Genomic DNA, 24,555 nt, shown 5'->3' on the forward strand with positions numbered 1-24,555 from the left:
CGTGCCGTCCTCGGTTCAGGAGCCGTCGACCACGATCTCCCGCTTGAGGATCTTGCCGGTGGGCCCCTTGGGCAGTTCGGCCGCGATCGTCACGAGGCGCGGGTACTTGTACGCCGCGACCCGCTCCTTGGCGTGCGCGCGGATCTCCTCGGGCGTGGCCGCGACGCCGGGCCTGAGCGTGACCACGGCCGCGACCTCCTCGCCGTGCAGGGGGTGCGGCACGCCCACGACGGCGGCCTCGGCGACGGCGGGGTGCTCGTACAGCACCTCCTCGATCTCGCGCGGGTAGACGTTGTAGCCGCCGCGGATGATCATGTCCTTCTTGCGGTCGACGATGAAGTAGAAACCGTCCTCGTCGACGCGGGCCAGGTCACCACTGTGGAACCAGCCGTCGCGCACCGCGTCCGCGGTGGCGTCCGGGCGGTTCCAGTACCCGGTCATGACGTTCTCGCCGCGGATGGCGATCTCGCCCACCTCTCCGGGTGCCGCCGTGCCCCCCTCCTCGGTGACGAGCCGCATCTCGACCCCGCGGATGGGCACGCCGATCGAGCCCGCCTTGCGCGGACGGTCCGGGTGGTTGAACGCGGCGACCGGTGACGTCTCGGACAGCCCGTAGCCCTCCAGGACCGCCGCGCCGAAGCGCCTCTCGAATCCGTGCAGGACCTCGACCGGGAGCGCGGCCCCGCCGGAGACGGCCAGGCGCACCAGCCCGGCGTCGAAGCCGTCGGGGAGTTCGGCGTGCAGCAGCGCCGCGTACATCGTCGGCACGCCGAGGAAGACGGTGACCTTGTCCCGGGCGATGACCTCGAGGGCGCCGCGCGGGTCGAACCGGGGCAGCAGGGTCAGCGTGGCCCCGGTCGCGACGGCCACGTTGAGCGCGCAGGTCTGGCCGAAGGCGTGGAACAGGGGCAGGCCGCCGAAGAGCACGTCGTCCGGTCCGACCTGGAGGAGGGTCTCGGCCGTGGTGAGGGTGTTGGTCGCCAGGTTCCGGTGGGACAGTTCGGCGCCCTTGGGCGTTCCGGTGGTGCCGGAGGTGTAGAGGATGAGGGCTGCGTCCTCGTCTGCCCGGTCCGGGGTCTCGCGCGACGGCTCGTGGCCGCGCAGCAGGGCGTCGAAGGTCTCGGGGTCCGTCACCAGGCAGTCGGTGCCCGTCTCGGCGGCGGCCTTCGTGACCTCGTCGGCGAACAGCGGGAACACCAGCGCGACGCGCGCTCCGCAGTCGCGCAGGGTGAAGGCGACCTCGCGTGCCTTGAGCAGCGGGTTCATCGGAACGACGACTCCGCCGGCGCGCAGGATGCCGTAGTAGAGGACGGGGAACAGCGGGACGTTGGGCATGGTCAGCGCGACGCGGTCGCCCGGCCGGACGCCGCGGTCGCGCAACAGCGCGGCCACCCGCGCGCTCGCGTCGTCGAGCTCGGCGTAGGTGAGCGTGTGGTCGTCGTGGCGGACGGCGACGCTCCCGCCGTGGGCCGCGACGGTGGCGGCCAGAAGGGTGACGAGGTTGGTCATGCCGTGGATCTCCTTGCGTTCGTCGCGCGGGTCGCGGCGGTGCCGCGCGGTCGGATCACATCGCGAAGTGTGACCCAGGGATGGGGGTCCTGGCTGCCCGATCCCGGCGGGAAGGCCAGCCAGAGCCTCAGCAGGTGGCCTCGGTGCTCCGGCGGTCCATGATCCTCGAACGCCGCGGCGGCGTGCATCACCCGGTGGGTGTCGAGCAGCAGCAGGTCCCCGGCCCGCAGGTCGAGGTCGAGACGGTACTCGGGGGAGGCGGCCACGGAGTCGACGAGGTCGAAGAGCTCCCGGTCCGCCGGCTCCAGGCGGGGCACCTGGGGGAAGCGCTGGGCCGATTCGAGACAGCGTCGGTCGTACCGCATGCTCGGCGCGCCGTCGCGACGGGAGAACAGCGGTACGGCCGTGCAGGGCGGCTCACCGGGGGCGTGTTCCCCGCGGCGGTCGAAGTGGTACGTGCCGTACAGGCGCCCGGCGAGGTCGGGGCGCCGGTCCAGTACGGCGTTGTGGACGGCGGCCGAGCTGACGAGGGAGACGCGTCCGCCGGCGCGGGGCGTGCGCAGTGCCAGCAGGGCGAGGAGATCGGTGGGGTCGGTGTGGAAGGGCGGTGCCGCCCCGCGCTCGGGCAGGACCGCCGGGGTCTCGTGACCGCGAGCGGCGGGGTCGCTCCGGCCGGGTCCGGGGTCCCCGACGTGTCCGGTGTCCCCGACGTGCCCGAGGACGAGTCCGTCGGCGTTCTGCGGCACGGGGTGCCCCAAGTGCCGGCCGATCCCCCAGAACACGGTGCTCGCGGCCTTCTCGCCGAGCCGGTCGACCGGGAGGCCGCGGACGACCGCGAAGCCGCGTCCGTGTTCGAGTTCACCGGAGAGGCGGGCCAGATCGGGGCCGAGGCCGGGGAGCGGGAAATCGGCGGCTGTCAGCCGGAGCAGGGTGAGGTCGCGTCGGCGGGTCTCGCACAGGGCGGCTTCGATCTCGGCGAGCCCGCTCTCCGACAGGCGGGTCCGCCACCGCTCGGGGTCCGTGAGTCCGGGGCCCCTCCACACCGCGGGGCCCGAGAACGGCGTGGGCGGGGACGGCGTCTGATCCGGGTCCGTGCCCGGGCGGGACGGTGTCCGGTCCGGGTCCGTCGGTCCTGTCATGTTCGCCTCCAATCCGTCGGGCGTTCACCTGCCGGTGAGCGGCCCCCCATGAGCGGCCCGGCAGGCGAACGGCGTCATGCTAGGTTCCTCGACCACCGCCGCGCTTGTCATGGCGGGACAGGAGACTTGGCTTTTCGGGACATCTGGAGTGCGCCCATGAGACCGCTGGTCCGCACCGCCGCCCTGAGCGGCTATGTCGAGCTGTGCCGCTCCCTGGACATCGATCCGCAGGCGCTGCTGAAGCGGGTGGGGCTGGACACCGCCGCCCTCACCGTCCAGGACCGGTGGATCTCGGGCACGGCCGCCGTCCAGGTGCTGGAGCTGTCGGCGGCCGAGTCGGGCCACGAGGACTTCGGGGTGCGGCTGGCGGAGTTCCGCCGCTTCTCCACGCTCGGTCCCATCAGCCTCGTGGTCCGCGAGGAACCGGACGTGCGCAGCGCGCTGGAAATGCTGATCCGCCATCAGTACATGTACAACGAGGTGCTGCACGCCCGGCTGTCCGAGGGCGACGGACTGGCCACGCTGAAGGTGGACCTGCGCCTCGGCGAGGCGATGGAGTCCCGGCAGGCGACGGAGCTGGCCGTCGCCGCCTTCCACCGCATCCTGAGCGACTTCCTGCACGCCCGCTGGCAGCCGCTGTCGGTGTGGTTCCGGCACTCCGCGCCGGTCGACACCTCGGCGCACCGGCACGCGTTCGGGCCCATCGTCCAGTTCGACCGCGAGATCGACGGGATCGTCTTCTACGCGGACGACCTGGACGCCCCCAACGCGATGGCGGACCCGCTGATGCGCGAGTACGCCCGTCAGTACTTCGACGCCATCGCCGTACCGAAGGACACCAGCGCCGCGGACCGGGTGCGCGAACTGATCGAGGTCCTGCTGCCGACCGGGCGCTGCTCGATCGAGCAGGTCGCGCGCAGCCTCGGTGTCGACCGGCGCACCGTGCACCGTCATCTCGCCGCGTCGGGCGAGACGTTCTCCTCGCTCCTCAACGTCACCCGACGCCATCTCGCGGAGCAGTTCGTGGCGAACCCCCGGCGGTCGCTGACGGAGATCTCCGACCTGCTGGGGTTCTCGTCGCTGAGCGGGTTCTCGCGGTGGTTCCGCGAGCAGTTCGGGTGCAGCCCGCGAGCGTGGCGCGGGAGCAGGACTCCGTAGGACGCGTTCGCGAAGTCGCCTCGGGCCGGGGCGACTTCGCGGACGCGTCACGGCAACTGCGCGGCCGGGACCGGTGGGACGGATGGGGCGCGCGGCTCGACCGTGGGCCGCCCCGGCGGCGTTCCGCACCACGGATGTCCCCAAATGACAAATCATCTGTCCCCTGACGGCAAGCACGCCTCTGGGCTCGGCCCTACCTTTGCACCACCGCACAGCACGACGCGGTCGGCCGTCGGAGGGAGCCGAACCACTCCCCCGGACTCCCTCCGGACCGGCCGATCGCGGCGGGCCGCCTCGCGCCCGCTGTCACCGGTCACCCGCATCGATCCCCGCCGGACGTCCCAGGCCCGCGCAGCACGCGGCGATGCCCCCGGCGAGTGATCACCGATCCGACGAAGGAGACGGACCGTGCATTTCCACGACGACTCGCTCTTCCCCGAGAACCAGGAAAAACTCGTCATCCAGGCCGCCCCCTACGGGCCCGAATGGCTTCCCGGCGACGCCGACGACCTTCCCCTGACGATGGACGAGCACGTGCAGGCGGCCGTCGACTGCTACAACGCCGGTGCCACCGTTCTCCACATCCACGTCCGCGAGCTCGACGGCAAGGGCTCCAAGCGCCTGTCCATGTTCAACGAGCTGATCGGACGGCTGCGCGAGGCCGTGCCGGACATGGTCCTGCAGATCGGCGGGTCGATCTCCTTCGCCCCCGAGGGCGAGGGCTCCGAGGCCAAGTGGCTCGACTTCGACAGCCGTCACATGCTCGCCGACCTGGACCCGAAGCCTGACCAGGTCACCATCGCGATCAACACCAGCCAGATGAACATCGTCGAGATCATGACCGACGACGATCTGGAAGGCACCTCGATCGCCAAGCCCGACTACTACAAGGCCTACCGGGACATGTACCTGGAGGCCGGCCCGGACTTCTACCTGGAGCACCTCAAGCGGCTGGGCGAGAGCGGTATCCAGCCGCACTTCCAGCTCGCCACGCTGGCCCAGCTCGAGACCGTCGAGCGGCTCATCCGTTCCGGCGTCCACACCGGCCCGCTGGTCCTCAACTACGTGGCGATCGGCGGCGGTTTCGCCGGCCGTCACCCCGCCGACCTGATCGAGTTCGTCCGTCGCGTCCCCGACGGCGCCGTCCTCACCATCGAGAGCTCCATGCGTGCCGTGGCGCCCATGAACGCGATCGGCATCGCGCTCGGCGTGCACGTCCGGGTGGGCAACGAGGACAACCTGTGGCGGCGCAAGGGCGAGCGCATGTCGAGCGTCGAGCAGGTCGAGCAGATGGTGCAGATCTCCCAGGCGCTCGGCCGTGACATCGCGACCGGCGCCGAGGCCAGGAAGATCTACAAGATCGGCGAGACCTACGGGAGCACCGACGAGACCCTCGCCCGGCTCGGGATGGTGCCGAACCGCCGTCCGGGACAGCGCGGCTTCATGCTGCGCGACGCCTGACCCCACCGCTGCCCGCCGCGCCGGACCGCACCTGGGACACGGCCCGGCCGTGACGGCCGCCCGCCCGCGGGGACGGACTCCAGGACGCCCCGCCCGGCAGCCGCACCGGCCGGCCCGACGGTCCGCCCCGTGGGCGACGATCCGCCCGTGGACGACGATCCGCCCGTGGGTAACTCCCCGCCCGTGGACGACGGTCCGGCTGTAGGCGACGGCCCCACCGTGGCCGCGGTCACCACGCCACGGGGCCGCCGGGGCCAGACCCCCCGGTTCCGGCGGTCCCCTCCTCCGCCCCCCGACCACCAACCGACACGAACAACGGAGCGCCCCCGTGGCCCACGCCATTCGATTCAAGGAGACCGGCGGTCCCGAGGTCCTGCGCTGGGAGGAGGTCGTCGTCGGCGACCCCGGCCCCGGCGAGGTCCGGATCCGCCACCACGCCGTCGGACTCAACTTCGCCGACACCTACTTCCGCACCGGGCTCTACCCCGCGCCGCTGCCCGCCGGGCTCGGCGTCGAGGCGGCGGGTGTGGTCGAGGCGGTCGGCGCCGGCGTCGTCGGGTTCACGGAGGGCGACCGGGTCACGTACACCGGAAGTCCGCTCGGCGCCTACAGCACCGAACGTGTCATGCCCGTCGGCTCCCTGATCCGGCTGCCGGACGGCATCGGCTTCGAGACCGCCGCGGCGATGACCATGCGCGGTCTGACCTCCGCGTACCTGCTCCGCAGGATCCACCCCCTCACGGCGGGTGACTCGATCCTGCTCACGGCCGCGGCGGGCGGCGTCGGCCTCATCGTCTGCCAGTGGGCCAAGCTGCTCGGCCTGAACGTCATCGGCACGGTGTCCACCGAGGAGAAGGCCGAACTGGCAAGGGCGCACGGCTGCGACCACGTCATCCACCATCAGCGCGAGAACGTGGCCGAGCGGGTGCGTGAACTCACCGACGGCGCCGGGGTCCCGGTGGTCTTCGACAGCGTCGGCAGGACCTCGTACGCCTCCTCGCTCGCCTCGCTGCGACGGCGCGGCCTGCTCGTCTGCTTCGGCACCGCATCCGGCCCCGTCCCGCCCATCGACGCCATGCAACTCGCCGTCCAGGGTTCCCTGTTCGTCACCCGCCCGGCCCTCGCCGACTACATCGCGGACCCCGCGGAGCGGGCCGAACTCGCCGGTGAACTCTTCGAGCACGTCACCTCCGGGCGCATCCGCATCCGGGTGAACCAGCGCTACGCCCTCGAGGACGCCGCCCAGGCGCACCGTGACCTGGAGGCCGGCCGGACCACCGGATCGTCGGTCCTCGTCCTCTGACCACCGGCGTCCGCGCCGCCGACTCCACCCCGTTTCCCGGCACTTCACCGCCTCCAGGAGGAAGCACCATGGAACACACACTCGCTCCGCCCGAGGGCGCACCGGTCCGCGCCCACCACCGCGGCTCGATCCGGGTCGAACCGCTGACCTGCTCGATCGGCGCGGAACTGTCCGGCGTGAACCTCGGCGACGCCGCCCGCGACGACGACCTGTTCGCCGAGATCAAGGCCCTGCTGCTCCAGTACAAGGTGCTGTTCCTGCGCGACCAGGACTTCACCCGCGCCGAACACGTCGCGTTCGCCGAGCGATTCGGCGCGCTGGAGGACCACCCGGTGGCCGGCAGCGACCCCGAGCACCCCGGCCTGGTGCGGATCTACAAGGACCTGGACAGTCCCGCCGAGCACTACGAGAACGCCCTGCACACCGACGGCACGTGGCGCGAGAACCCGGCCATGGGTGCCGTACTGAGGTGTGTCGAGGGTCCCCCCGTCGGCGGCGACACGATCTGGGTCAACATGGCCGAGGCCTACCGTCGGCTGCCCGAGGAGATCCGCACCAAGATCCGGGGGCTGCGCGCCCGGCACAGCATCGAGGCCACGTTCGGCGCCGTCATGCCGCAGGAGAAGCGGCAGGCCCTCAAGGCGCAGTTCCCGGACGCGGAGCACCCCGTCGTCCGCGTCCACCCGGAGACCGGCGAGGAGATCCTCTTCGTCAACGCGTTCACCACGCACTTCGTCAACTACCACACGCCCGGGAACGTGCGGTTCGGACAGGACTTCGCGCCCGGCGCGAGCCTCCTGCTCAACTACCTGATCGCACAGGCCGCGATCCCGGAGTACCAGGTGCGCTGGCGCTGGACCCCGAACAGCGTCGCCATCTGGGACAACCGCTCCACCCAGCACTACGCCGTACAGGACTACTGGCCCGCCGTCCGCCGCATGGAGCGCGCGGGAATCGTCGGCGACAGACCGTTCTGACCCCTCCCTTTTCCCACAGCGCGTGAGGTGATGACAATGGAGTTGCACACCACTGCTGGCGCCATCCCCGGGACGGACCCGGCCGTATCGTCCGTCCCGTCCGTCTCTTCCGGATGGCCCGTGTCCCGACGCTATGCCTGGGTGGTCTTCGCCCTCAGTTTCGGCCTGCTGCTGTCCGACTACATGTCGCGGCAGGTCCTCAACGCCGTCTTCCCGGATCTCAAGAGCGAGTGGCTGCTCTCGGACGCCAGGCTCGGCACACTCAGCAGCGTCGTCGCCCTCATGGTCGGCCTGCTCACCTTCCCGATGTCGCTGATCGCCGACCGCTGGGGCCGGGTCAAGAGCCTGCTCCTGGCCGCGGTGATGTGGAGCGTGGCGACCCTCGGCTGCGCGCTCTCCGCGAACTACGACCAGATGTTCGTCGGCCGCCTCTTCGTGGGCGTCGGCGAGGCGGCGTACGGAAGTGTCGGCATCGCCGTCGTCCTGAGCATCTTCCCGATCGGGCTGCGCGCCACGCTCTCGGGTGCCTTCATCGCGGGCGGGGCCTTCGGTTCGGTGCTCGGCGTCTCGATCGGCGGCGCCGTCGCCCAGCACCTCGGCTGGCGCTGGGCGTTCGGTGTCATGGGCGTCTTCGGCCTGGTGCTGGCCGCGGTCTACGGTGTCGTCGTCACCGAGAGGCGACTGCGCCCGGAGGCCGCTCCCGCCGGGGCCGAGCCCGATCCGGGACCGCGTGGCCGGCTGCGTCTGCTGCTGCCCCGGCTGTTCTCCTCCGTCTCGGTGATCAGCGCCTACGTGGGCAGCGGGCTCCAATTGTTCATCGCCGCCTCCCTGATGGCCTGGCTGCCCAGCTACTTCAACCGCTACTACGACATGCCCACCGCGAAGGCCGGCGCGACGGCCGGCGTCTTCATCCTCGTGATCGGTGTCGGCATGATCGGCGGCGGCATCGTCTCCGACCGCGTCAGCCGGGCGTTCCCCCTCCGCAAATGGGCGGTGGCCATCGGGTGCAGCCTCGGCTCGCTCGCCCTGCTCATGACCGCGTTCCGGCTGCCGACCGGGCCGCTCCAGCTCATGGTGCTGGCGGCCGGGGCCCTGCTGTCGGCGGGCACGGCCGGGCCCGCGACCGCCATGGTCGCGAACCTGACTCCCGCGGCCATCTCCGCGACGGCCTTCGCCACCCTCACCTTCGCCAACAGCCTGCTCGGTCTGGCCCCGGGCCCCGCGGTCACGGGCGCGCTCGCCGACCAGATGGGGCTGCTCGGTGCCCTGCGGATCGTCCCGCTCGGCGCGCTCGCCGCCACCACCGCGTTCCTGATCGGCCGTCACTTCTACGAGCGTGACCTGCGGCGTCTGACGAGCGGCCCCGCCCCGGCGGCCGAGCCGGAGGAGGCGGTGGTGACCGCGTGAGCGCCGGAACCGACCCGGCCGCCACGAGCGCCGGCCCGGTGGCCGCGGCGACCGGTCCGGTGGCGGTGACCAGGGACCAGGTGGGCGCGACGACGGATCCCGTGGTCGTGATCGTCCCGGGGCTGCGCGATCATGTCGCGGAGCACTGGCAGACCCTGCTGGCGGACCGGCTGGCGGAGGCGGGGCGCACCGTACGCACCGTGCCTGCGCTCACCGAGGACGGCCTGAGCCGTGAGGCCCGTGTCGCGGCGCTCGACAAGGCGATCACGGAGACCGAGGGCCCCGTCGTGCTCGTCGCGCACAGCGCCGGCGTGATCACCACGGTCCACTGGGCCCAGGGAACCGCGGACCGGGTGCGCGGAGCGCTGCTCGCGACACCGCCGGACTTCGACACCCCGCTGCCCGAGGGCTATCCGACCCCGGACGTACTCCGCGAGAACGGCTGGACGCCGGTGCCCCGGACCCCGTTGCCCTTCCCCAGCATCGTCGCGGCCAGCGCGAACGACCCTCTCGGCACGGCCGAACGGGTCGCCGCCCTGGCCCGCGACTGGGGCGGCGCCCTGGTCGAACTCGGCGAGGTCGGCCATCTCAACCCCGCGTCCGGCCACGGTCCCTGGCCGCGCGCGGAAGAACTGCTCCGCGACGTGGAAACCGGCTGAACGGCCGCGTCCAGCCCAGGAAGGCACCCGATGAACACCGACACCGACCTGCTGTGGTCCCCCGGTCGCCGCGAGTTGGAGGACTCCGACGTCGCGCGCTTCATGGCCTGGCTGGGCGAGGCACGCGGGCTCCGCTTCTCCGACTACGCCGAGCTGTGGCGGTGGAGCTCCACCGACCTCACGGGATTCTGGTCGGCGGTGTGGGAGTTCTACGGGCTGGACGCGGTCTCCGACTACGAGGAGGTCCTGGCCGACGCGTCGATGCCGGGAGCCGACTGGTTCCCCGGCGCCCGGCTGAACTTCGCCGAACGCTGCTTCGCCCGAGCCACGGACGCCCGCCCGGCGCTCGTGAGCCTGGCCGAGGACGGCACGCCCGAGGAGACCTCCTGGCGGGAACTGCGCCGGCAGGTCGCCGATGTCTCGGCGGCGCTGCGCGGCATGGGCGTCGAGCCCGGCGACTGCGTGGCCGGATACCTCCCCAACCTCCGCCAGACCGTGGTGGCGCTCCTCGCGACGGCCGCCGTCGGCGCCGTGTGGACGGCCTGCTCCCCGGACTTCGGCACACCCGCCGTGCTCGCCCGGCTCCGCCAGGCACGGCCGAAGGTCCTGGTCGCGGCGGACGGATACCGCTACGGCGGCAAGACGTACGACAGGCGCCCGGAGGTCGCCGAACTCGTGGACGGCCTGCCCACCGTCCGCCACCTCCTCGCCGTCGACAACCTCTTCACCTCCCCGGCCGACCCGTGGTCCGGGCGGTCCGGCGTACAGCGGCACCTGTGGTCCGCGCTGCCGTGCGCGGACGGCGAGCCGGAGTTCGCCGAGGTGCCCTTCGACCACCCGCTGTGGATCCTCTGGTCGTCCGGAACGACCGGGATACCGAAGGGGATCGTCCAGGGGCACGGCGGCATCGTGCTCGAACTGCTCAAGGCCCTGGGCCTGGGCATCGACCTGCGCGCCGACGACCGTTATCTCTTCATCACCTCCACGAGCTGGATGGTGTGGAACTTCCTGGTCGGCGGGCTGCTGCACGGCAGCACGGTCGTCCTGTACGACGGCAGCCCGACGTATCCCGGCCTCGACGGCGTCTGGGAGATCGCCGAACGGACCGGCGCGACCGTGCTCGGCGTGGGGGCCGCGTACCTCACCGCGGCGGAGAAGGCCGACACGCGTCCCGCGGACACGTTCGGTCTGGGCCGGCTGCGGACCGTGCTGCAGACCGGATCGACCCTGCCGCCCGGCACCTGGCGGTGGGTCCACGACCGGCTGACGCCCGGAGTGCGGCTCCAGTCCATCTGCGGCGGCACCGACGTCTGCTCGGTCCTCGCCGGGAGCACCCCGCTGCTGCCCGTCCGCGTCGGCCGCATCCAGGCGCCCGCCCTCGGCGTCGCCCTGGCCTCCTGGGACCCCGAGGGACGCCCGCTGACCGGTGAACAGGGTGAGCTGGTGGTGACCGCGCCGATGCCCTCGATGCCGCTCCGCTTCGTCGACGACCCGGACGGCGCCCGCTACCGGGCCGGCTACTTCGACACCTACCCCGGAATCTGGCGGCACGGCGACTGGGTCACCGTCGACACCGATCTGTCCGTCGTCGTCGCGGGGCGCTCGGACTCCACCCTGAACCGTTCCGGCGTACGCATGGGGTCCGCCGACATCTACGCCGTGGTCGACCAGCTCCCCGAGATCGCCGACAGCCTCGTCATCGGTGTCGAACAGCCCGACGGCGCCTACTTCATGCCGCTGTTCGTCGTACCCGCCGAGGGCACCGCGCTCGACGACGGGCTGCGCCGGCACGTCGCCGGGGCCATCAGGAGCCGGCTGTCCCCGCGCCATGTGCCCGACGTCATCGTGCAGGTCCCCGCCGTGCCGCGCACGCTCACCGGCAAGAAGCTCGAGGTCCCGGTCAAACGCGTCCTCCAGGGCGCCCGCCCCGGCGAGGTCAGCAGTGAAGGGTCCATCACCCACCCGGAGATGCTGGCGTGGTTCGCGGAGTTCGCCGTCACGCGCGCACCGGGCGCGGGGCGCCAATCGTGATCAACGACAGCCCAATGACGATCAATTAACTGTCCCCTGACGCGCCTTTCGACGCTCCTTCCGTCAGTCCCGAAAGAAGCCGGATCTCCCCGGCGGGCGGTCCGTAGGGTCCGGGTCACCGGCCGGTCGGGAACTCCTCCGTCCGCGCGGTGACCCGAAGGAGACATCGGTATGGCAAATGTGGAGATCTCCCTCAAGGAGACGATGACGTCGATCGAGGGCGCGCTGGGCGTGGCCCTCGTCGACTACACGAGCGGCATGGCGCTGGGCACGCTGGGGGGCGGCAAGGACCTCGACCTGAACGTCGCCGCGGCCGGCAACACCGACGTGGTCCGGGCCAAGGTGCGCACGATGGAGCACCTCGGGCTCAAGAGCAAGATCGAGGACGTACTCATCACGCTGGAGAGCCAGTACCACCTGATCCGTCCCCTGACCGGCCGCGACGGCAACGGACTGTTCCTGTACCTGGTGCTCAACAAGGGGACGTCCAACCTGGCCATGGCCCGCCACCAGCTCGCACGCATCGAAGCCGAACTAGAGGTGTAGACAGCCACGTTCTCCGCGCTTTCGCATGCCCACGACTTGAAGACTTCTTCATTTAGGTACATCCAGATGGAGTCAATCTCGTGGGCGTGCGGAGGTGGAGCCGCCAGGATCGGTCCTTCGGGCACCGTTCGCGGCGGGACGCGGACAGCCACCGCACCAGCCCGGAGAAACAGCCCGTCCCCAGGCGGCAGGGAGCGAACGATTTTGAACAGGCAGGTTCCCCTCTACCAGGCCAAGGCCGAGTTCTTCCGCATGCTCGGACACCCTGTGCGCATCCGCGTCCTGGAGCTGCTGCAGAGCGGCCCCGTCTCGGTACGCGACCTGCTCAGCGAGATCGAGGTCGAACCGTCCAACCTCTCGCAGCAACTGGCCGTGCTGCGCCGCTCGGGCATCGTGGTGTCCATCCGCGAGGGCTCGACCGTCAGTTACGCGCTCGCCGGCGGCGACGTCGCCGAACTGCTGCGTGCCGCCCGCCGCATCCTCACCGAACTGCTCGCCGGACAGACCGAGTTGCTCGCCGAGCTCCGCCAGGCCGACGTCGAGACGGGCCTGCCTCCCGGTCCCCGCGAGGGTGACCTCGTCGTCACCCGGTCCGTACGGCCCTCACCCGCGGTCCGCGGACACTGACGCACGCGCGCCCCGGCTCGCTCCCGTCGAGCCCCCGCCCGCCACGAAGCGGGCCCTCAGGCCCAGCCCCGGCGCGCGGCATGCCAGCCGAGCTGGATACGGCTCTCGGCGCCGGCCCGCGCCATGAGTTCACCGATGCGCCGCTGCACGGTGCGCCGCGAGACGCCGAGGCGCGCCCCCACCGCCTGGTCGGTGAGCCCGGCCAGCACGAGGGCCAGCATCCGGGCGTCGAACTCGTCTATCTCGTCCGGGCGTTGCTCCACGATCCCGTCGCCGGCCGTGTGCGGCGCCAGCGGATAGGCGTGCTCCCAGGCCAGCTCGAAGTAGGCGACGAGGGCGTCCAGGAGTCCCCCGGCGTGCACGAGCACCGAGGCGGCGGCGGTGTTGCGGCCGCTGTACAGGGGGAGCATCGCGAGATCGTGGTCCGCGATCATGAGTTTGACCGGGACGGCGTCGGCGACCCTCACCTGCTGTCCGGCTCCCAGTACGGCGAGGGCCTGGGTGACCAGACCGGGCTCGCTCAGCGCGTCCCGGTGCAGGATCGTCCGGTAGAGCACCCCCCGGTGGATCCCGCCCTCCTCCGCCGTGTTGTCGTCGCGTGACACGACCGTCTGTTCGGGCACCATCATCGACCGCACCTCGTGCCGGGCGGACTCCTGGAGCTGCCGGAACCGGTGCCGGACCGCGTCGATGTCGCCGATCACCTCGACCGCACCGCCCTCGGCCCCCGAGCGGTGCTGCTCGGCGAGCGTGAGCACCGCGTGCTCCGCCGCGCTCAACTCGTCGCGCCGACGCCGCAGTTCCCCGCCGAGGGCGACCGCGGGAGGCGCCGCCACGAAGACGGTGGCGGCGCCCTCGGCCGTCTGCGGCACGACGAGACCGCGCCCGGCCAGCGTGGTGAGGATGTCGCGCGCCTCGGACTCGGGGCGGCCGCTGCGGGCCGCCAGTTCCTCGACGGCCGCCCGTCCCCGCGCCACCAGGAGACGGTAGATCTCCTCCTCGGCCGGACCGAGACCGAGCGCGGTGAGCATGGGCACTCCTTGAGGGCGGCTGGGGGCCGGGCGGGGACCTGCCGGTGCGGCCCGGGGGACCCGCGCGGTGGCGCGGTCGTCCCAGGTCTACTTCACCCTCCGGCCCCCTGTCACCTCCGGGTGACGCACTTGCCCGCATCGCCCGAAGTGCCTATCCCGAAGCAGCCGCCGGGAGGGCATTGTCAGTGGTGGCAGGCAGGATGACGGGTATGACAACACCTGTTGCAGTGATCGTGGACGCCGTCGCCTACGCGCAGGCGGTCGAGGACGCGTTGAAGGCGTCGGCCGCCTATTACGAGGGCGGCACGTCCGTGCTGGACGACGACGCGTACGACCGGCTCGTGCGCGGCATCGCCGCGTGGGAGGCGGCCCATCCCGAGCAGGTGCTGCCCGACTCGCCGACCGGGAAGGTCGCGGGCGGCGCCGTCGAGGGGGACGTCCCGCACACGGTGCCGATGCTGAGCCTGGACAACGTCTTCTCATCCGAGGAGTTCGTCGCCTGGACGGCGTCGCTGGCCCGGCGCACCGGTCACGAGGTGGAGCGGTACAGCGTCGAGCCGAAGCTCGACGGCCTGGCCATCGCGGCGCGGTATCAGGAGGGGCGGCTCACCCGGCTGATCACCCGCGGGGACGGCACCGCCGGTGAGGACGTGTCGCACGCGATCGGGACGATCGAGGGCCTGCCCGGCGAGCTCGCCGAACCGCTCACGCTGGAGGTGCGCGGCGAAGTCCTCATGACGACGGCACAGTTCGAGCACGCCAACGAGGTCCGCACGGCGCACGGCGGGCAGCCGTTCGCGAACCCGCGGAACGCCGCGGCGGGCACGCTGCGCGCCAAGGAGCGCGCCTACACCGTTCCGATGACCTTCTTCGGCTACGGCCTGCTGCCGGTGCCGGGCACCGAGGCCGCGGAGGCCGCCCGGCTCGGCGAGCTCGCGCACAGCGAGCTCATGGCCCGGGCGGCCGGTCTGGGCGTGAACACGACCGCGAGCACGGCCGTCCCCGGTGTCACGGCGGCGAACGCCGAGCAGGTGCTGGCCCGGGTCCAGGAGATCGGGGCGCTGCGCGCCGAGCTGCCGTTCGGGATCGACGGGATCGTCGTCAAGGCGGACCTGGCCGCCGACCAGCGGGCCGCGGGGTCCGGTTCACGCGCGCCGCGCTGGGCGATCGCGTACAAGCTCCCGGCCGTCGAGAAGATCACCCGGCTGCTGGCGGTCGAGTGGAACGTGGGCCGCACCGGCATCGTCGCCCCGCGCGCGGTGCTGGAGCCGGTCGAGATCGACGGTTCGACCATCACGTACGCGACCCTGCACAACCCGGCGGACATCACGCGTCGCGATCTGCGGCTGGGCGACCATGTGATGGTCCACCGCGCCGGGGACGTCATCCCCCGCGTCGAGGCTCCGGTCGCCCATCTGCGCACCGGCGAGGAACAGCCCATCCTCTTCCCCGAGACGTGCCCGAACTGCGGGTCCGCCATCGACACCAGCGAGCAGCGGTGGCGCTGCGAGCAGGGCCGCAACTGTCATCTGGTGGCCGCCCTCTCGTACGCGGCGGGCCGCGACCAGCTCGACATCGAGGGCCTCGGTCACACCCGGGTCGTCCAGCTCGTCGAGAGCGGACTGGTCGCCGATCTCGCCGGTCTGTTCCACCTGACGCGCGAGCAGCTCCTCGGCCTGGAGCGGATGGGCGAGACCAGCACCGACAACCTCCTCGCCGCGATCGAGACGGCCAAGGGCAGACCGCTGTCCCGGGTGCTGTGCGCGCTGGGTGTCCGCGGCACCGGCCGTTCCATGTCCCGGCGCATCGCCCGGTACTTCGCGACGATGGAGCACATACGGGCGGCGGACGCGGAGGCGATGCAGCGGGTGGAGGGGATCGGCACCGAGAAGGCCCCCTCGATCGTCGCGGAGCTCGCCGAGCTGGCCCCGCTGATCGACAAGCTCGCCGCCGCGGGCGTCAACATGACCGAGCCGGGCGCGACGCCGCCCGCCGCGCCCGGCGAGGACGGCCCGGACGCGGAGGGCGGCGAGACGGCCGGCGGGCCGCTGGCCGGGATGACGGTGGTGGTCACGGGTGCGATGACCGGCGCCCTGGAGCAGCTCAGCCGCAACCAGATGAACGAGCTCATCGAGCGCGCCGGCGGCCGTTCGTCCTCCAGCGTGTCGAAGAAGACGACCCTGGTCGTCGCGGGTGAGGGTGCCGGATCCAAGCGTGCCAAGGCCGAGAGCCTCGGGGTCAGGCTCGCGGCGCCGGAGGAGTTCGCCGAGCTCGTCGCCGACTACCTCTCCTGATCGCTCCGGGCACGCGGTACGCCCACGCGCCGGGCCAGCACCTGGCCCGGCCAGGCTCCGGACAGGAACCGCTCGGTGGGGGTGAATCCCTGGCGCTCGTAGAACGCGACCAGTTCGCCCCCGCCGCCCGCCCAGCAGTCGACCCGCAGCAGCTCGACGCCGGACCGCCGTGTCTCCTCGACGGCGTGGGCGAGGAGCGCGGCCCCGATGCCGCGGCCGGCGTGCCGTCGGTCGGACACCAGCAGCCGGACGTACCGCTCGGGTTCTCCGGCGGGCTCGATCGGCATCTGCGGGCTGGGCCCGGTGTCGAGGACCATGGCGCCGACGGGTACTCCCCCGGCTTCCGCGACGAAGGGCGCGTTCTCGGTCATGTACCGCCGGACGCGCTCGGCCCCGCCCGTCGTCGCCGAGTACGGGGTCGTGCCCCACTGCTCGGTGTTGCCCCGGGCGTTCATCCAGGCCACCGCTCCGTCGAGCATGTCCAGCACGGCCCGCGCGTCGCCCGGTCCGTCGGGCCTGATCCGTATCGCCCCTGAGAGATCCCGCTCGGTCTCGATCATGGCCGAAGCCTAGGGCGTGTCCTCGGCGTCCCGCCCGGGACATGCCAGGCGCCGCGGGTACGCCCTAGGCGCACGAAGGGCACAGCCCCCGGTAGGTGACCTCGACGGCGGCCACGGTGAAACCGAATCGTTCCGTCGCGGGAAGGTCGGCCAGCGGGTTGCCGGTGGGGTGGACGTCACGGACGGTGCCGCAGGCGGAGCACACCAGATGCTGGTGCGGGCGGTGCGCGTTCGGGTCGTAGCGTTTGGCGCGTCCGTCGGTGGTGACCTCGATCACCTCGCCGAGCGAGACCAGCTCCCCCAGGGCGTTGTAGACGGTCGCCCGGGAGATCTCGGGCAGCCGTTCGGCCGCGCGGGCGTGCACCTCGTCGGCCGTGAGATGCACATGATCGCCGTCGAGGACCTCCGCAACGACGCGCCGCTGGGAAGTCATCCGCCAGCCACGCCCTCGCAGTCGCTCCAGCAGGTCACTCATATCGGTTCACCTTTTCAGGATCGGTGGGAACCCGCAGTTTATCCGTGTGCATCCTGGGTCCGATCGAATATGGGTCTGGTGTCCTTCTTGACTTGGACTCTGTCCATCGTAGGATCGGTTTCGGCACTGGCCAAGGGACAAGAACACTTCGGCACGAGCAGGAGAGACACAGATGTCGGGACCACCGCCGTGGAACCACGCGGCGCCGGCCTGCGCGTGACGGCCGCCGTGACACGCAGCCCGGGAAGCTCCCGGAGCCCGGGACCGCCCCGGCGGCGACGCGATCGCCGCCGCGGCGGGCGACCCGGCGCCGCACCTCCCCGCACGTGGCACACAGCCCTCCGTCCGCTCACCGTGGCGGGATCCGTACCCCGCATCGGACCGGTCCAGCCGGTCCGGCGCGCGCCGCGTACGGCACTCCCACCCCCGGTCGCGCGACGGATCGCCCCCTTTGCGCGTTATCGTCCGAAAACAACGGCCTCCCCGTCGGCTCCGCCGAAGGTTCCGGGGCCGGATTCCGGGGCCCGGCCCCGGCTGTTCCCCCCACCCGTAGTCGCTGAGCACGTAGATCGGCCCTTCCGGAAGGATTCCCATGTCTGAGAACCACGACGCGATCGTCACCGACGCGAAAACGGAGGGGGCGGGCGGCTGCCCGGTCGCGCACGGCCGCGCTCCGCACCCGACCCAGGGCGGCGGCAACCGCCAGTGGTGGCCGGAGCGTCTCAACCTGAAGATCCTTGCCAAGAACCCCGCCGTGGCCAACCCGCTCGGCGAGGACTTCGACTACGCCGCGGCCTTCCAGGCCCTCGACCTCGCCGCGGTGAAGCAGGACATCGCCGAGGTGCTCACGACCTCGCAGGACTGGTGGCCCGCCGACTTCGGCAACTACGGCCCCTTCATGATCCGTATGGCCTGGCACAGCGCGGGCACCTACCGCATCAGCGACGGCCGCGGCGGCGCCGGTGCCGGACAGCAGCGCTTCGCCCCCCTGAACAGCTGGCCGGACAACGGCAACCTGGACAAGGCCCGCCGTCTGCTGTGGCCCGTGAAGAAGAAGTACGGCCAGAGCCTCTCCTGGGCCGACCTCATGATCCTCACCGGCAATGTCGCCCTGGAGCAGATGGGCTTCGACACCTTCGGCTTCGCCGGTGGCCGTGAGGACGTGTGGGAGTCCGAGGAGGACGTGTACTGGGGCCCGGAGACCACCTGGCTCGACGACGAGCGCTACACGGGCGACCGCGAGCTGGAGAACCCGCTCGGCGCCGTCCAGATGGGTCTCATCTACGTCAACCCCGAGGGCCCGAACGGCAACCCGGACCCGATCGCCGCGGCCCGCGACATCCGTGAGACCTTCCGCCGGATGGCGATGAACGACGAGGAGACGGTCGCCCTGATCGCGGGCGGTCACACCTTCGGCAAGACCCACGGCGCCGGACCGGCGGAGAGCGTCGGCGACGACCCCGAGGCCGCCCCGATCGAGGCGCAGGGCCTGGGCTGGAAGAGCACGTACGGCACCGGCAAGGGCGCCGACGCCATCACCTCCGGCCTGGAGGTCACCTGGACCACCACGCCCACCCAGTGGAGCAACGGCTTCTTCGACAACCTCTTCGGCTACGAGTGGGAGCTGACCCAGAGCCCGGCCGGCGCCAACCAGTGGAAGCCGAAGGACGGCGCGGGCGAGGGCACCGTCCCGGCCGCGCACGACCCGTCGAAGAAGATCGCCCCCTCGATGCTCACGACGGACCTGTCGCTGCGCTTCGACCCGATCTACGGGCCGATCTCCCGCCGCTTCCACGAGAACCCCGCCGAGTTCGCGGACGCCTTCGCGCGGGCCTGGTACAAGCTGACCCACCGCGACATGGGCCCGAAGTCCCTCTACCTCGGCCCGGAGGTCCCGGAGGAGACGCTGCTGTGGCAGGACCCGCTGCCGGAGGCGCAGGGCGAGGTCATCGGCGCCGAGGACGTCAGCGCCCTCAAGGCGAAGATCCTCGCCTCGGACCTGACGGTCGCGCAGCTCGTCTTCACCGCGTGGGCGTCGGCCTCGACGTTCCGCGGCAGCGACAAGCGCGGCGGCGCCAACGGCGGCCGCATCCGTCTGGAGCCGCAGCGCGGCTGGGAGGCCAACGACCCCGACACGCTGGCCACGGTGCTGCGCACGCTGGAGAGCGTCCAGCGCGACTTCAACGCCGGTGACAAGCACGTCTCGCTGGCCGACCTGATCGTCCTCGGCGGTGTCGCCGCGGTCGAGAAGGCCGCCAAGGACGCCGGTCACGACATCCAGGTGCCCTTCACCCCGGGCCGTGTCGACGCGACGGACGAGCACACCGACGCGGAGTCCTTCGCCGCGCTGGAGCCGACCTCGGACGGCTTCCGCAACTACCTGGGCAAGGGCAACCGCCTCCCGGCCGAGTACCTGCTGCTCGACCGCGCGAACCTGCTGACCCTGAGCGCACCGGAACTCACCGTCCTCGTCGGCGGTCTGCGTGTCCTGGGCGCCAACCACGGCCAGTCCGCGCACGGTGTCCTCACCGCGACCCCCGGACAGCTCACGAACGACTTCTTCGTCAACCTGCTCGACCTGGGCACGACGTGGACGCCGACCTCCGAGGACGCGACCACCTTCGAGGCCCGCGACGACGCCACCGGCGAGGTCAAGTGGACCGGCACGCGTGCCGACCTCGTCTTCGGCTCGAACTCCGAGCTGCGCGCGCTCGCCGAGGTCTACGCGAGCGACGACGCCAAGGCGAAGTTCGTGAAGGACTTCGTCGCCGCCTGGGACAAGGTCATGAACCTGGACCGGTTCGACCTCGTCTGAGGTCGGGCGGCGCGTGACGCCGCCTCACACGGCCTGACGTCGGGCGGCACGTGACGCCGCCCGACACGGCCTGACGTACGGGCCGGCCCCTGCCCAGGGGCCGGCCCGTTGGCGTGCCACGGCCCGCCCTTCCCGCGGCCTCCACGGCCGCGCCCGTCACGTCGCCGGGCGTCGTGGCGTTCTAGGCTGAACGCCATGAGCGCACACTTTGACGTTGTGGTCCTGGGCGCCGGCCCGGGAGGATATGTCGCGGCGATCCGGGCCGCCCAGCTCGGACTCAGCACGGCGATCATCGAGGAGAAGTACTGGGGCGGTGTGTGCCTCAACGTGGGGTGCATCCCGTCGAAGGCGCTGCTGCGCAACGCGGAGCTCGCCCACATCTTCACCCAGGAGGCCAAGACCTTCGGCATCCAGGTGAACGGCGAGGTGACCTTCGACTACGGCGCCGCCTTCACCCGCAGTCGCAAGGTGGCGGACGGACGTGTCAAGGGCGTCCACTACCTGATGAAGAAGAACAAGATCACCCAGTACACCGGCCGCGGCACCTTCCGCGACGACCGCACGCTCGACGTCGCCCTGACCGACGGTGGCTCGGAGACCGTCACCTTCGGCAACTGCATCATCGCCGCCGGGGCCACCACCAAGCTGCTCCCGGGAACCTCGCTGAGCGAGCGCGTGGTGACGTACGAGGAGCAGATCCTGTCGGACACCCTCCCGGACAGCATCGTCATCGCGGGCGCCGGCGCCATCGGCGTGGAGTTCGCCTACGTGCTCCACAACTACGGCGTCCAGGTCACCCTCGTCGAATTCCTCGACCGGATCGTCCCGTTGGAGGACGAGGAGGTCTCCGCCGAACTGGCCCGCCGCTACAAGCGGCTCGGCATCAACGTACTGACGTCCACCCGCGTCGAGGCGATCGACGACTCGGGAGGCTCGGTCAAGGTCATGGTGACCACGGGCGGGCAGCGGCAGACGCTCGAGGCCGGCAAGGTGCTCCAGGCGATCGGGTTCCAGCCGCGCGTGCAGGGCTACGGCCTGGAGAACACCGGGGTGAAACTCACCGACCGCGGCGCGATCGACATCGACGGCCGCTGCCGTACGAGCGTGCCGCACATCTACGCCATCGGGGACGTGACGGCGAAGCTGATGCTCGCCCACGCGGCGGAGTCGATGGGCATCGTGGCGGCCGAGACGATCGGCGACGCCGAGACGATGGAGCTCGACTACGTCATGATCCCGCGGGCGACCTACTGCCAGCCGCAGATCGCCAGTTTCGGCTGGACGGAGGCGCAGGCGCGCGAGCGGGGCTTCGACGTCAAGGTGGCGAAGTTCCCGTTCACGGCGAACGGCAAGGCCCACGGCCTGGGCGAGACGGCGGGCTTCGTCAAACTCCTCAGCGACGCGCGCTACGGCGAACTCCTCGGCGCCCACCTGATTGGTCCCGAAGTCACCGAGCTGCTCCCGGAGTTGACGCTCGCCCAGCAGTGGGACCTGACGGTCAACGAGGTCGCCCGCAATGTGCACGGCCACCCGACTCTCGGAGAGGCCGTCAAGGAGGCCGTCCACGGGCTGGCCGGCCACATGATCAACATGTGACGGGCGAGTGCCGCCGCACGGCTTCCGACCGGCAGCGGAGCCGGCCCGGAAGCGGTGCGGCGGAGCCTCGGCGACGCCTCACGCGGAACGTCTCCGCGACGCGGACGGCGTGCCGTCGCCGAAGGCGCCGGTCCGTGCCACGGGGACGGTGGATCCGCTCACGCTGCCCGACCTGCCCCGGACCCGCGCTCCTGCCTGGGCCTCGGAGACCAGGCGGTGATACTCCAGGTCCGCCGAGTCCGTGGCCCGCACGGTGAGAAGACTTCCGTCGAGCCTGCGCAGCAGGGCGGCACGGCCGTGAGCGTAGGCCGCCTCGTGCTGGGGCGTGATTCCGCGCGGCACCCAGGAGATCAGCAGGATCTTGTTGCGGCGCGCTCCGTCGACCGACGCGAAGGCCAGGTCGAGGAGGACGAGTCGGGGATCGTGCGCGGGCAGCGCCGACAGAAGCTCGTCGTGCGTCAGATTGGCCCGGCGTTCGACGACGCAGGTGTCCAGGGCGTCGCTGAGCCGGTAGAGCACCGTGTTGACTTCACGCTTCCCCTTCAGCTCCCAGAACGCGCTGACGCAGGTGTCGTCCACGGAGATGTGGTTGCTCATGGCACTCTCTCCCTCCGCCCCGGATACGTAGGCCGATCACGGTCTTGCGGCAGGAGCGTGTCGTGAGGTGATGATCGCGGGGTCGGCCGCGCGCCGAACGGGAAGGAACCTCCGCCGTTCAAGCCCGGCGACTGGTCGCCGAGTCCCGCGGGACGGCCCTCGCGGTGGTGTCGGAGGTCGCGGAGGCGACGCGCTCCACGGTTCGGGCGAGGCGGGGCAGCATGCTTCGGTGCCGCAACTGGATCAGGAGGTCGAGAGGCGCCGCGTGCAGGGCTCCTCCCGGTCCGCGCAGCGGGTGCTCGTCGACCAGGACCAGGGTCTGTCCGCCCCAGGGGCGCACTTCGACGGCGATGCGCGCCGTGCCCAAGCGGCCGCTGTCGGCTTCGAGTTCCAGCCGGCGGGGCGGTTCCCACCGGCGGACCACCGTCCGCCCTTCCCGTGTCCAGGGGCCCAGGTCCACGCGATACGCGAGCGCCGCGTCGACCTGCGGCCATCGCCTGTCCAGTGGCCAGGAGGCGGAAGTCCCCACGACCCACTCGGCATAGAGCCGGGGATCCTCGAGAACCGCCCAGACGGCGTCAGGAGGCTGCTCGATCACTTGGTGTCGAATGGCCACGACAAACCCCAGGAGTAGCGGAGAACACGCGGAGACCGACGAGTACCCGTCCGCACCGGGATCATGCGGCGGTCCGCACGGGCATGACGCGCGGGTCTCCGCGGGCATCATGCGCGGGTCTCCACGGGCATCATGCGCGTCTCCTCCCGGCACGCGGGCCGACAGGTCGCCGGCCTTCCGCCGCTCCCTCGGACACAGCACAGGTCCCGGCAGCCTGGCCCGCAGGACGGGGCGGCTACCGGGACCGGCCGGCGGGGACTACTTGGGCTTGATGGCGTCCTTGGCCTTCTCCTTGGCCGTGCGCAGATCACCCTTGGACTCTTCGGCACGCCCCTCGGCCTTCAGGGACTCGTTGCCCACGGCACCGCCCACGACCTTCTTGACCTTGCCCTTGGCCTGCTCGCCCTTGGCCTGAGCCTTCTCGTCCGCAGCCACAACCGCTCACATCCTGTTTCCTGAGGAGAAATATTTCCTCTCCTGTGTCACCCCTTATGACAGTCTCAAACCCGGAACACGCCCCACAGAATTCCGGCCACTCCGAGGCCCGTAGGAAATATCTGGGATCCGCTGGAGTGGAGATCGTCGGGCAGGGCACACGACGGCTCGGAGGTTGATAATCATGGTTCCTGTTCTTCTCGTTCTCCTGCTCGCCCTGATCCTCTTCGGTGCCGGTTTCGCACTCAAGGCCCTGTGGTGGATCGCTGTCATCGTGCTGGTCGTATGGGTCCTCGGCTTCGTGATCCGGCCCACGGCCAGCGGCGGCAAGCGGGGCCGTTGGTACCGCTGGTAGAAGAATTGATGTGTAGCGTCCGATATTCAGGACACTCGACATCACGAGGAAAGTCACCGAATTTTGATGACGCCTGTACGACTCCGCGGTCTTTCCTGCGGACCCTGAACACAATTTCGATGAGGGAGCCGTTTCATGAGTGACAGCATCTGGGGCTACCAGCCGACCACCGGCCACGTCGCGGGCACCGACCTGACCGGATACAAGGTCGAGGCGACCGACGGCAGCATCGGGAAGGTCGACAAGCACTCGGACGACGTCAGCTCCTCGTACCTCGTCGTCGACACCGGCGTATGGATCTTCGGCAAGCACGTCCTGCTTCCGGCCGGCACCGTGCAGTCGGTCGACCAGGACGAGCAGAAGATCTACGTCGCGCTCACCAAGGACCAGATCAAGAACTCCCCCGAGTTCGACAAGGACAAGCACGTCGGCGACGCCGGATACCACGAGCAGGTCGGCGGCTACTACGAGAACAACCGCGCCTGACCTCGCGGCACCGTACGCCGAGTGGGGCCGCCCGGAAGCACTCCGGGCGGCCCCGCTGTGCGTGCGTCCATGGGCTGGCGTTACGAAGGGACAGCGGGCGCGTGAACCCCTGCGACGGCCCCTGTTTGACGGGGCTTCGTTCGGGAACTCGGCGCAGGTGAACGATGGTGTCAGGGGTCTGGATCCGTCCGCTGCGGCGGACGGATCCCAGGACATCGAGCTGACGTTGGTGCAGCGGCTGGCGGAGGCCATCGAGTCGATCCGCTCGCGGAGAGCGATGGTTCCGGACGTGCCACCGCGGCCGATCGATCGGGCGGATTCTGATCAGTGATCACACCGCCCGCTGTGGAGCGGGTTGACGGCGCACGCTGTCGGGGGGGGGCGGCGCGGGGCCGGGGGCCCCCGCTCCCGGGGGGGGGCGCCGCCCCCCCGGGCGCAGGGGTGTGGCGGGGGGGCCCCCCCCCGCCGGGGCGGGGGA

Annotated in this window: 22 protein-coding genes; 14 read left to right on the plus strand and 8 right to left on the minus strand. The window is 71.2% G+C overall.

Features of this window, described 5'->3' with window-relative positions:
• Window positions 1-15: 15 nt before the first annotated feature.
• Together ACFRIC_RS03065 and ACFRIC_RS03070 are read right to left on the minus strand one after the other, a co-directional pair.
• Window positions 16-1,509 carry a long-chain fatty acid--CoA ligase gene (locus ACFRIC_RS03065; RefSeq protein ID WP_382778730.1) on the minus strand — a complete coding sequence of 498 codons (1,494 nt, stop codon included), beginning with the start codon at window positions 1,507-1,509 and terminating at the stop codon, window positions 16-18.
• Window positions 1,506-2,648 carry a TauD/TfdA family dioxygenase gene (locus ACFRIC_RS03070; RefSeq protein WP_382778731.1) on the minus strand — a complete coding sequence of 381 codons (1,143 nt, stop codon included), beginning with the start codon at window positions 2,646-2,648 and terminating at the stop codon, window positions 1,506-1,508. Before ACFRIC_RS03070 ends, ACFRIC_RS03065 begins: the two co-directional genes overlap by 4 nt.
• A gap of 156 nt (window positions 2,649-2,804) precedes the next feature.
• Here ACFRIC_RS03070 and ACFRIC_RS03075 point away from each other — a divergent pair, with 156 nt between their 5' ends.
• The 9 genes from ACFRIC_RS03075 to ACFRIC_RS03115 all read left to right on the plus strand — a co-directional run bounded on the left by ACFRIC_RS03075 (window position 2,805) and on the right by ACFRIC_RS03115 (window position 12,817).
• Window positions 2,805-3,806, plus strand: a complete 1,002-nt coding sequence (locus ACFRIC_RS03075; protein WP_382778732.1) for an AraC family transcriptional regulator ligand-binding domain-containing protein — start codon at window positions 2,805-2,807, stop codon at window positions 3,804-3,806.
• A gap of 408 nt (window positions 3,807-4,214) precedes the next feature.
• Entirely contained in the window at window positions 4,215-5,267 is a 1,053-nt protein-coding gene (locus ACFRIC_RS03080; RefSeq protein ID WP_382778733.1) for a 3-keto-5-aminohexanoate cleavage protein, read from the plus strand.
• Window positions 5,268-5,595: 328 nt separating this feature from the next.
• Window positions 5,596-6,570 (plus strand): quinone oxidoreductase family protein, encoded by a 975-nt coding sequence (locus ACFRIC_RS03085; RefSeq protein ID WP_382778734.1) that lies wholly within the window; start codon window positions 5,596-5,598, stop codon window positions 6,568-6,570.
• 68 nt (window positions 6,571-6,638) lie between these two features.
• The gene (locus ACFRIC_RS03090; protein WP_382778735.1) at window positions 6,639-7,547 is read left to right on the plus strand and encodes a TauD/TfdA dioxygenase family protein; all 909 of its coding nucleotides are present in this window, start codon (window positions 6,639-6,641) and stop codon (window positions 7,545-7,547) included.
• A gap of 120 nt (window positions 7,548-7,667) precedes the next feature.
• Window positions 7,668-8,954 carry an MFS transporter gene (locus ACFRIC_RS03095; RefSeq protein ID WP_382778736.1) on the plus strand — a complete coding sequence of 429 codons (1,287 nt, stop codon included), beginning with the start codon at window positions 7,668-7,670 and terminating at the stop codon, window positions 8,952-8,954.
• Entirely contained in the window at window positions 8,951-9,613 is a 663-nt protein-coding gene (locus tag ACFRIC_RS03100; protein ID WP_382778737.1) for an RBBP9/YdeN family alpha/beta hydrolase, read from the plus strand. Before ACFRIC_RS03095 ends, ACFRIC_RS03100 begins: the two co-directional genes overlap by 4 nt.
• Window positions 9,614-9,643: 30 nt before the next feature.
• Window positions 9,644-11,644, plus strand: coding sequence for an acetoacetate--CoA ligase (locus ACFRIC_RS03105; RefSeq protein ID WP_382778738.1), 2,001 nt, complete (start codon window positions 9,644-9,646; stop codon window positions 11,642-11,644).
• A gap of 171 nt (window positions 11,645-11,815) precedes the next feature.
• Complete coding sequence (locus ACFRIC_RS03110) at window positions 11,816-12,190, plus strand: hypothetical protein (RefSeq protein WP_382778739.1); 375 nt, start codon at window positions 11,816-11,818, stop codon at window positions 12,188-12,190.
• A gap of 204 nt (window positions 12,191-12,394) precedes the next feature.
• A complete protein-coding gene (locus tag ACFRIC_RS03115; RefSeq protein WP_382778740.1) occupies window positions 12,395-12,817 on the plus strand; it encodes an ArsR/SmtB family transcription factor in 423 nt (140 codons plus the stop codon).
• Between the two features lie 56 nt (window positions 12,818-12,873).
• On the opposite strand, the gene ACFRIC_RS03120 is transcribed toward ACFRIC_RS03115, so the two are convergent.
• On the minus strand, window positions 12,874-13,848 hold the full coding sequence (locus tag ACFRIC_RS03120; RefSeq protein WP_382778741.1) for a helix-turn-helix domain-containing protein: 975 nt from the start codon (window positions 13,846-13,848) through the stop codon (window positions 12,874-12,876).
• Between the two features lie 200 nt (window positions 13,849-14,048).
• Here ACFRIC_RS03120 and ligA point away from each other — a divergent pair, with 200 nt between their 5' ends.
• Window positions 14,049-16,142 carry an NAD-dependent DNA ligase LigA gene (gene ligA, locus ACFRIC_RS03125; RefSeq protein ID WP_382778742.1) on the plus strand — a complete coding sequence of 698 codons (2,094 nt, stop codon included), beginning with the start codon at window positions 14,049-14,051 and terminating at the stop codon, window positions 16,140-16,142.
• Here ligA and ACFRIC_RS03130 read toward each other — a convergent pair.
• Window positions 16,130-16,702 carry a GNAT family N-acetyltransferase gene (locus ACFRIC_RS03130; protein WP_382778743.1) on the minus strand — a complete coding sequence of 191 codons (573 nt, stop codon included), beginning with the start codon at window positions 16,700-16,702 and terminating at the stop codon, window positions 16,130-16,132. The two genes, ligA and ACFRIC_RS03130, sit on opposite strands and share 13 nt — an antisense overlap.
• 64 nt (window positions 16,703-16,766) lie before the next feature.
• Window positions 16,767-17,177 carry a Fur family transcriptional regulator gene (locus ACFRIC_RS03135; RefSeq protein ID WP_355767177.1) on the minus strand — a complete coding sequence of 137 codons (411 nt, stop codon included), beginning with the start codon at window positions 17,175-17,177 and terminating at the stop codon, window positions 16,767-16,769.
• Window positions 17,178-17,769: 592 nt separating this feature from the next.
• Between ACFRIC_RS03135 and katG the strand changes: the two genes are divergently transcribed.
• Together katG and lpdA are read left to right on the plus strand one after the other, a co-directional pair.
• Window positions 17,770-19,992, plus strand: a complete 2,223-nt coding sequence (katG, locus tag ACFRIC_RS03140) for a catalase/peroxidase HPI (RefSeq protein ID WP_382778744.1) — start codon at window positions 17,770-17,772, stop codon at window positions 19,990-19,992.
• 195 nt (window positions 19,993-20,187) lie between these two features.
• Window positions 20,188-21,588, plus strand: a complete 1,401-nt coding sequence (gene lpdA, locus ACFRIC_RS03145) for a dihydrolipoyl dehydrogenase (RefSeq protein ID WP_382778745.1) — start codon at window positions 20,188-20,190, stop codon at window positions 21,586-21,588.
• 78 nt (window positions 21,589-21,666) lie between these two features.
• Here the strand turns inward: lpdA and ACFRIC_RS03150 are convergent, their stop codons facing one another.
• From ACFRIC_RS03150 to ACFRIC_RS03160, 3 genes are all read right to left on the minus strand, one after another.
• On the minus strand, window positions 21,667-22,185 hold the full coding sequence (locus ACFRIC_RS03150; RefSeq protein ID WP_382778746.1) for a hypothetical protein: 519 nt from the start codon (window positions 22,183-22,185) through the stop codon (window positions 21,667-21,669).
• A gap of 118 nt (window positions 22,186-22,303) precedes the next feature.
• Entirely contained in the window at window positions 22,304-22,801 is a 498-nt protein-coding gene (locus tag ACFRIC_RS03155) for an SRPBCC family protein (RefSeq protein WP_382778747.1), read from the minus strand.
• A 258-nt stretch (window positions 22,802-23,059) separates the two neighbouring features.
• Window positions 23,060-23,236, minus strand: a complete 177-nt coding sequence (locus tag ACFRIC_RS03160) for a CsbD family protein (RefSeq protein WP_382778748.1) — start codon at window positions 23,234-23,236, stop codon at window positions 23,060-23,062.
• 184 nt (window positions 23,237-23,420) lie between these two features.
• On the opposite strand from ACFRIC_RS03160, the gene ACFRIC_RS03165 reads away from it, so the two are divergent.
• Both ACFRIC_RS03165 and ACFRIC_RS03170 read left to right on the plus strand, forming a co-directional pair.
• On the plus strand, window positions 23,421-23,591 hold the full coding sequence (locus ACFRIC_RS03165; RefSeq protein ID WP_356288335.1) for a hydrophobic protein: 171 nt from the start codon (window positions 23,421-23,423) through the stop codon (window positions 23,589-23,591).
• Window positions 23,592-23,726: 135 nt separating this feature from the next.
• On the plus strand, window positions 23,727-24,077 hold the full coding sequence (locus ACFRIC_RS03170) for a PRC-barrel domain-containing protein (protein WP_382778749.1): 351 nt from the start codon (window positions 23,727-23,729) through the stop codon (window positions 24,075-24,077).
• Window positions 24,078-24,555 lie beyond the last annotated feature (478 nt).

The sequence above is a fragment of the Streptomyces sp. NPDC056738 genome, assembly GCF_042790435.1.
In the GTDB taxonomy this organism is placed as follows: Bacteria; Actinomycetota; Actinomycetes; order Streptomycetales; family Streptomycetaceae; genus Streptomyces.

Excerpts from the sequence above, each read along its gene's own strand:
- ACFRIC_RS03070 (WP_382778731.1), bottom strand. The coding sequence starts at position 2,648 with ATGACAGGACCGACGGACCCGGACCGGACACCGTCCCGCCCGGGCACG.
- katG (WP_382778744.1), top strand. The coding sequence starts at position 17,770 with ATGTCTGAGAACCACGACGCGATCGTCACCGACGCGAAAACGGAGGGG.
- ligA (WP_382778742.1), top strand. The coding sequence starts at position 14,049 with ATGACGGGTATGACAACACCTGTTGCAGTGATCGTGGACGCCGTCGCC.
- lpdA (WP_382778745.1), top strand. The coding sequence starts at position 20,188 with ATGAGCGCACACTTTGACGTTGTGGTCCTGGGCGCCGGCCCGGGAGGA.
- ACFRIC_RS03150 (WP_382778746.1), bottom strand. The coding sequence starts at position 22,185 with ATGAGCAACCACATCTCCGTGGACGACACCTGCGTCAGCGCGTTCTGG.
- ACFRIC_RS03130 (WP_382778743.1), bottom strand. The coding sequence starts at position 16,702 with ATGATCGAGACCGAGCGGGATCTCTCAGGGGCGATACGGATCAGGCCC.
- ACFRIC_RS03165 (WP_356288335.1), top strand. The coding sequence starts at position 23,421 with ATGGTTCCTGTTCTTCTCGTTCTCCTGCTCGCCCTGATCCTCTTCGGT.
- ACFRIC_RS03065 (WP_382778730.1), bottom strand. The coding sequence starts at position 1,509 with ATGACCAACCTCGTCACCCTTCTGGCCGCCACCGTCGCGGCCCACGGC.
- ACFRIC_RS03105 (WP_382778738.1), top strand. The coding sequence starts at position 9,644 with ATGAACACCGACACCGACCTGCTGTGGTCCCCCGGTCGCCGCGAGTTG.
- ACFRIC_RS03090 (WP_382778735.1), top strand. The coding sequence starts at position 6,639 with ATGGAACACACACTCGCTCCGCCCGAGGGCGCACCGGTCCGCGCCCAC.
- ACFRIC_RS03120 (WP_382778741.1), bottom strand. The coding sequence starts at position 13,848 with ATGCTCACCGCGCTCGGTCTCGGTCCGGCCGAGGAGGAGATCTACCGT.
- ACFRIC_RS03135 (WP_355767177.1), bottom strand. The coding sequence starts at position 17,177 with ATGAGTGACCTGCTGGAGCGACTGCGAGGGCGTGGCTGGCGGATGACT.
- ACFRIC_RS03170 (WP_382778749.1), top strand. The coding sequence starts at position 23,727 with ATGAGTGACAGCATCTGGGGCTACCAGCCGACCACCGGCCACGTCGCG.
- ACFRIC_RS03110 (WP_382778739.1), top strand. The coding sequence starts at position 11,816 with ATGGCAAATGTGGAGATCTCCCTCAAGGAGACGATGACGTCGATCGAG.
- ACFRIC_RS03075 (WP_382778732.1), top strand. The coding sequence starts at position 2,805 with ATGAGACCGCTGGTCCGCACCGCCGCCCTGAGCGGCTATGTCGAGCTG.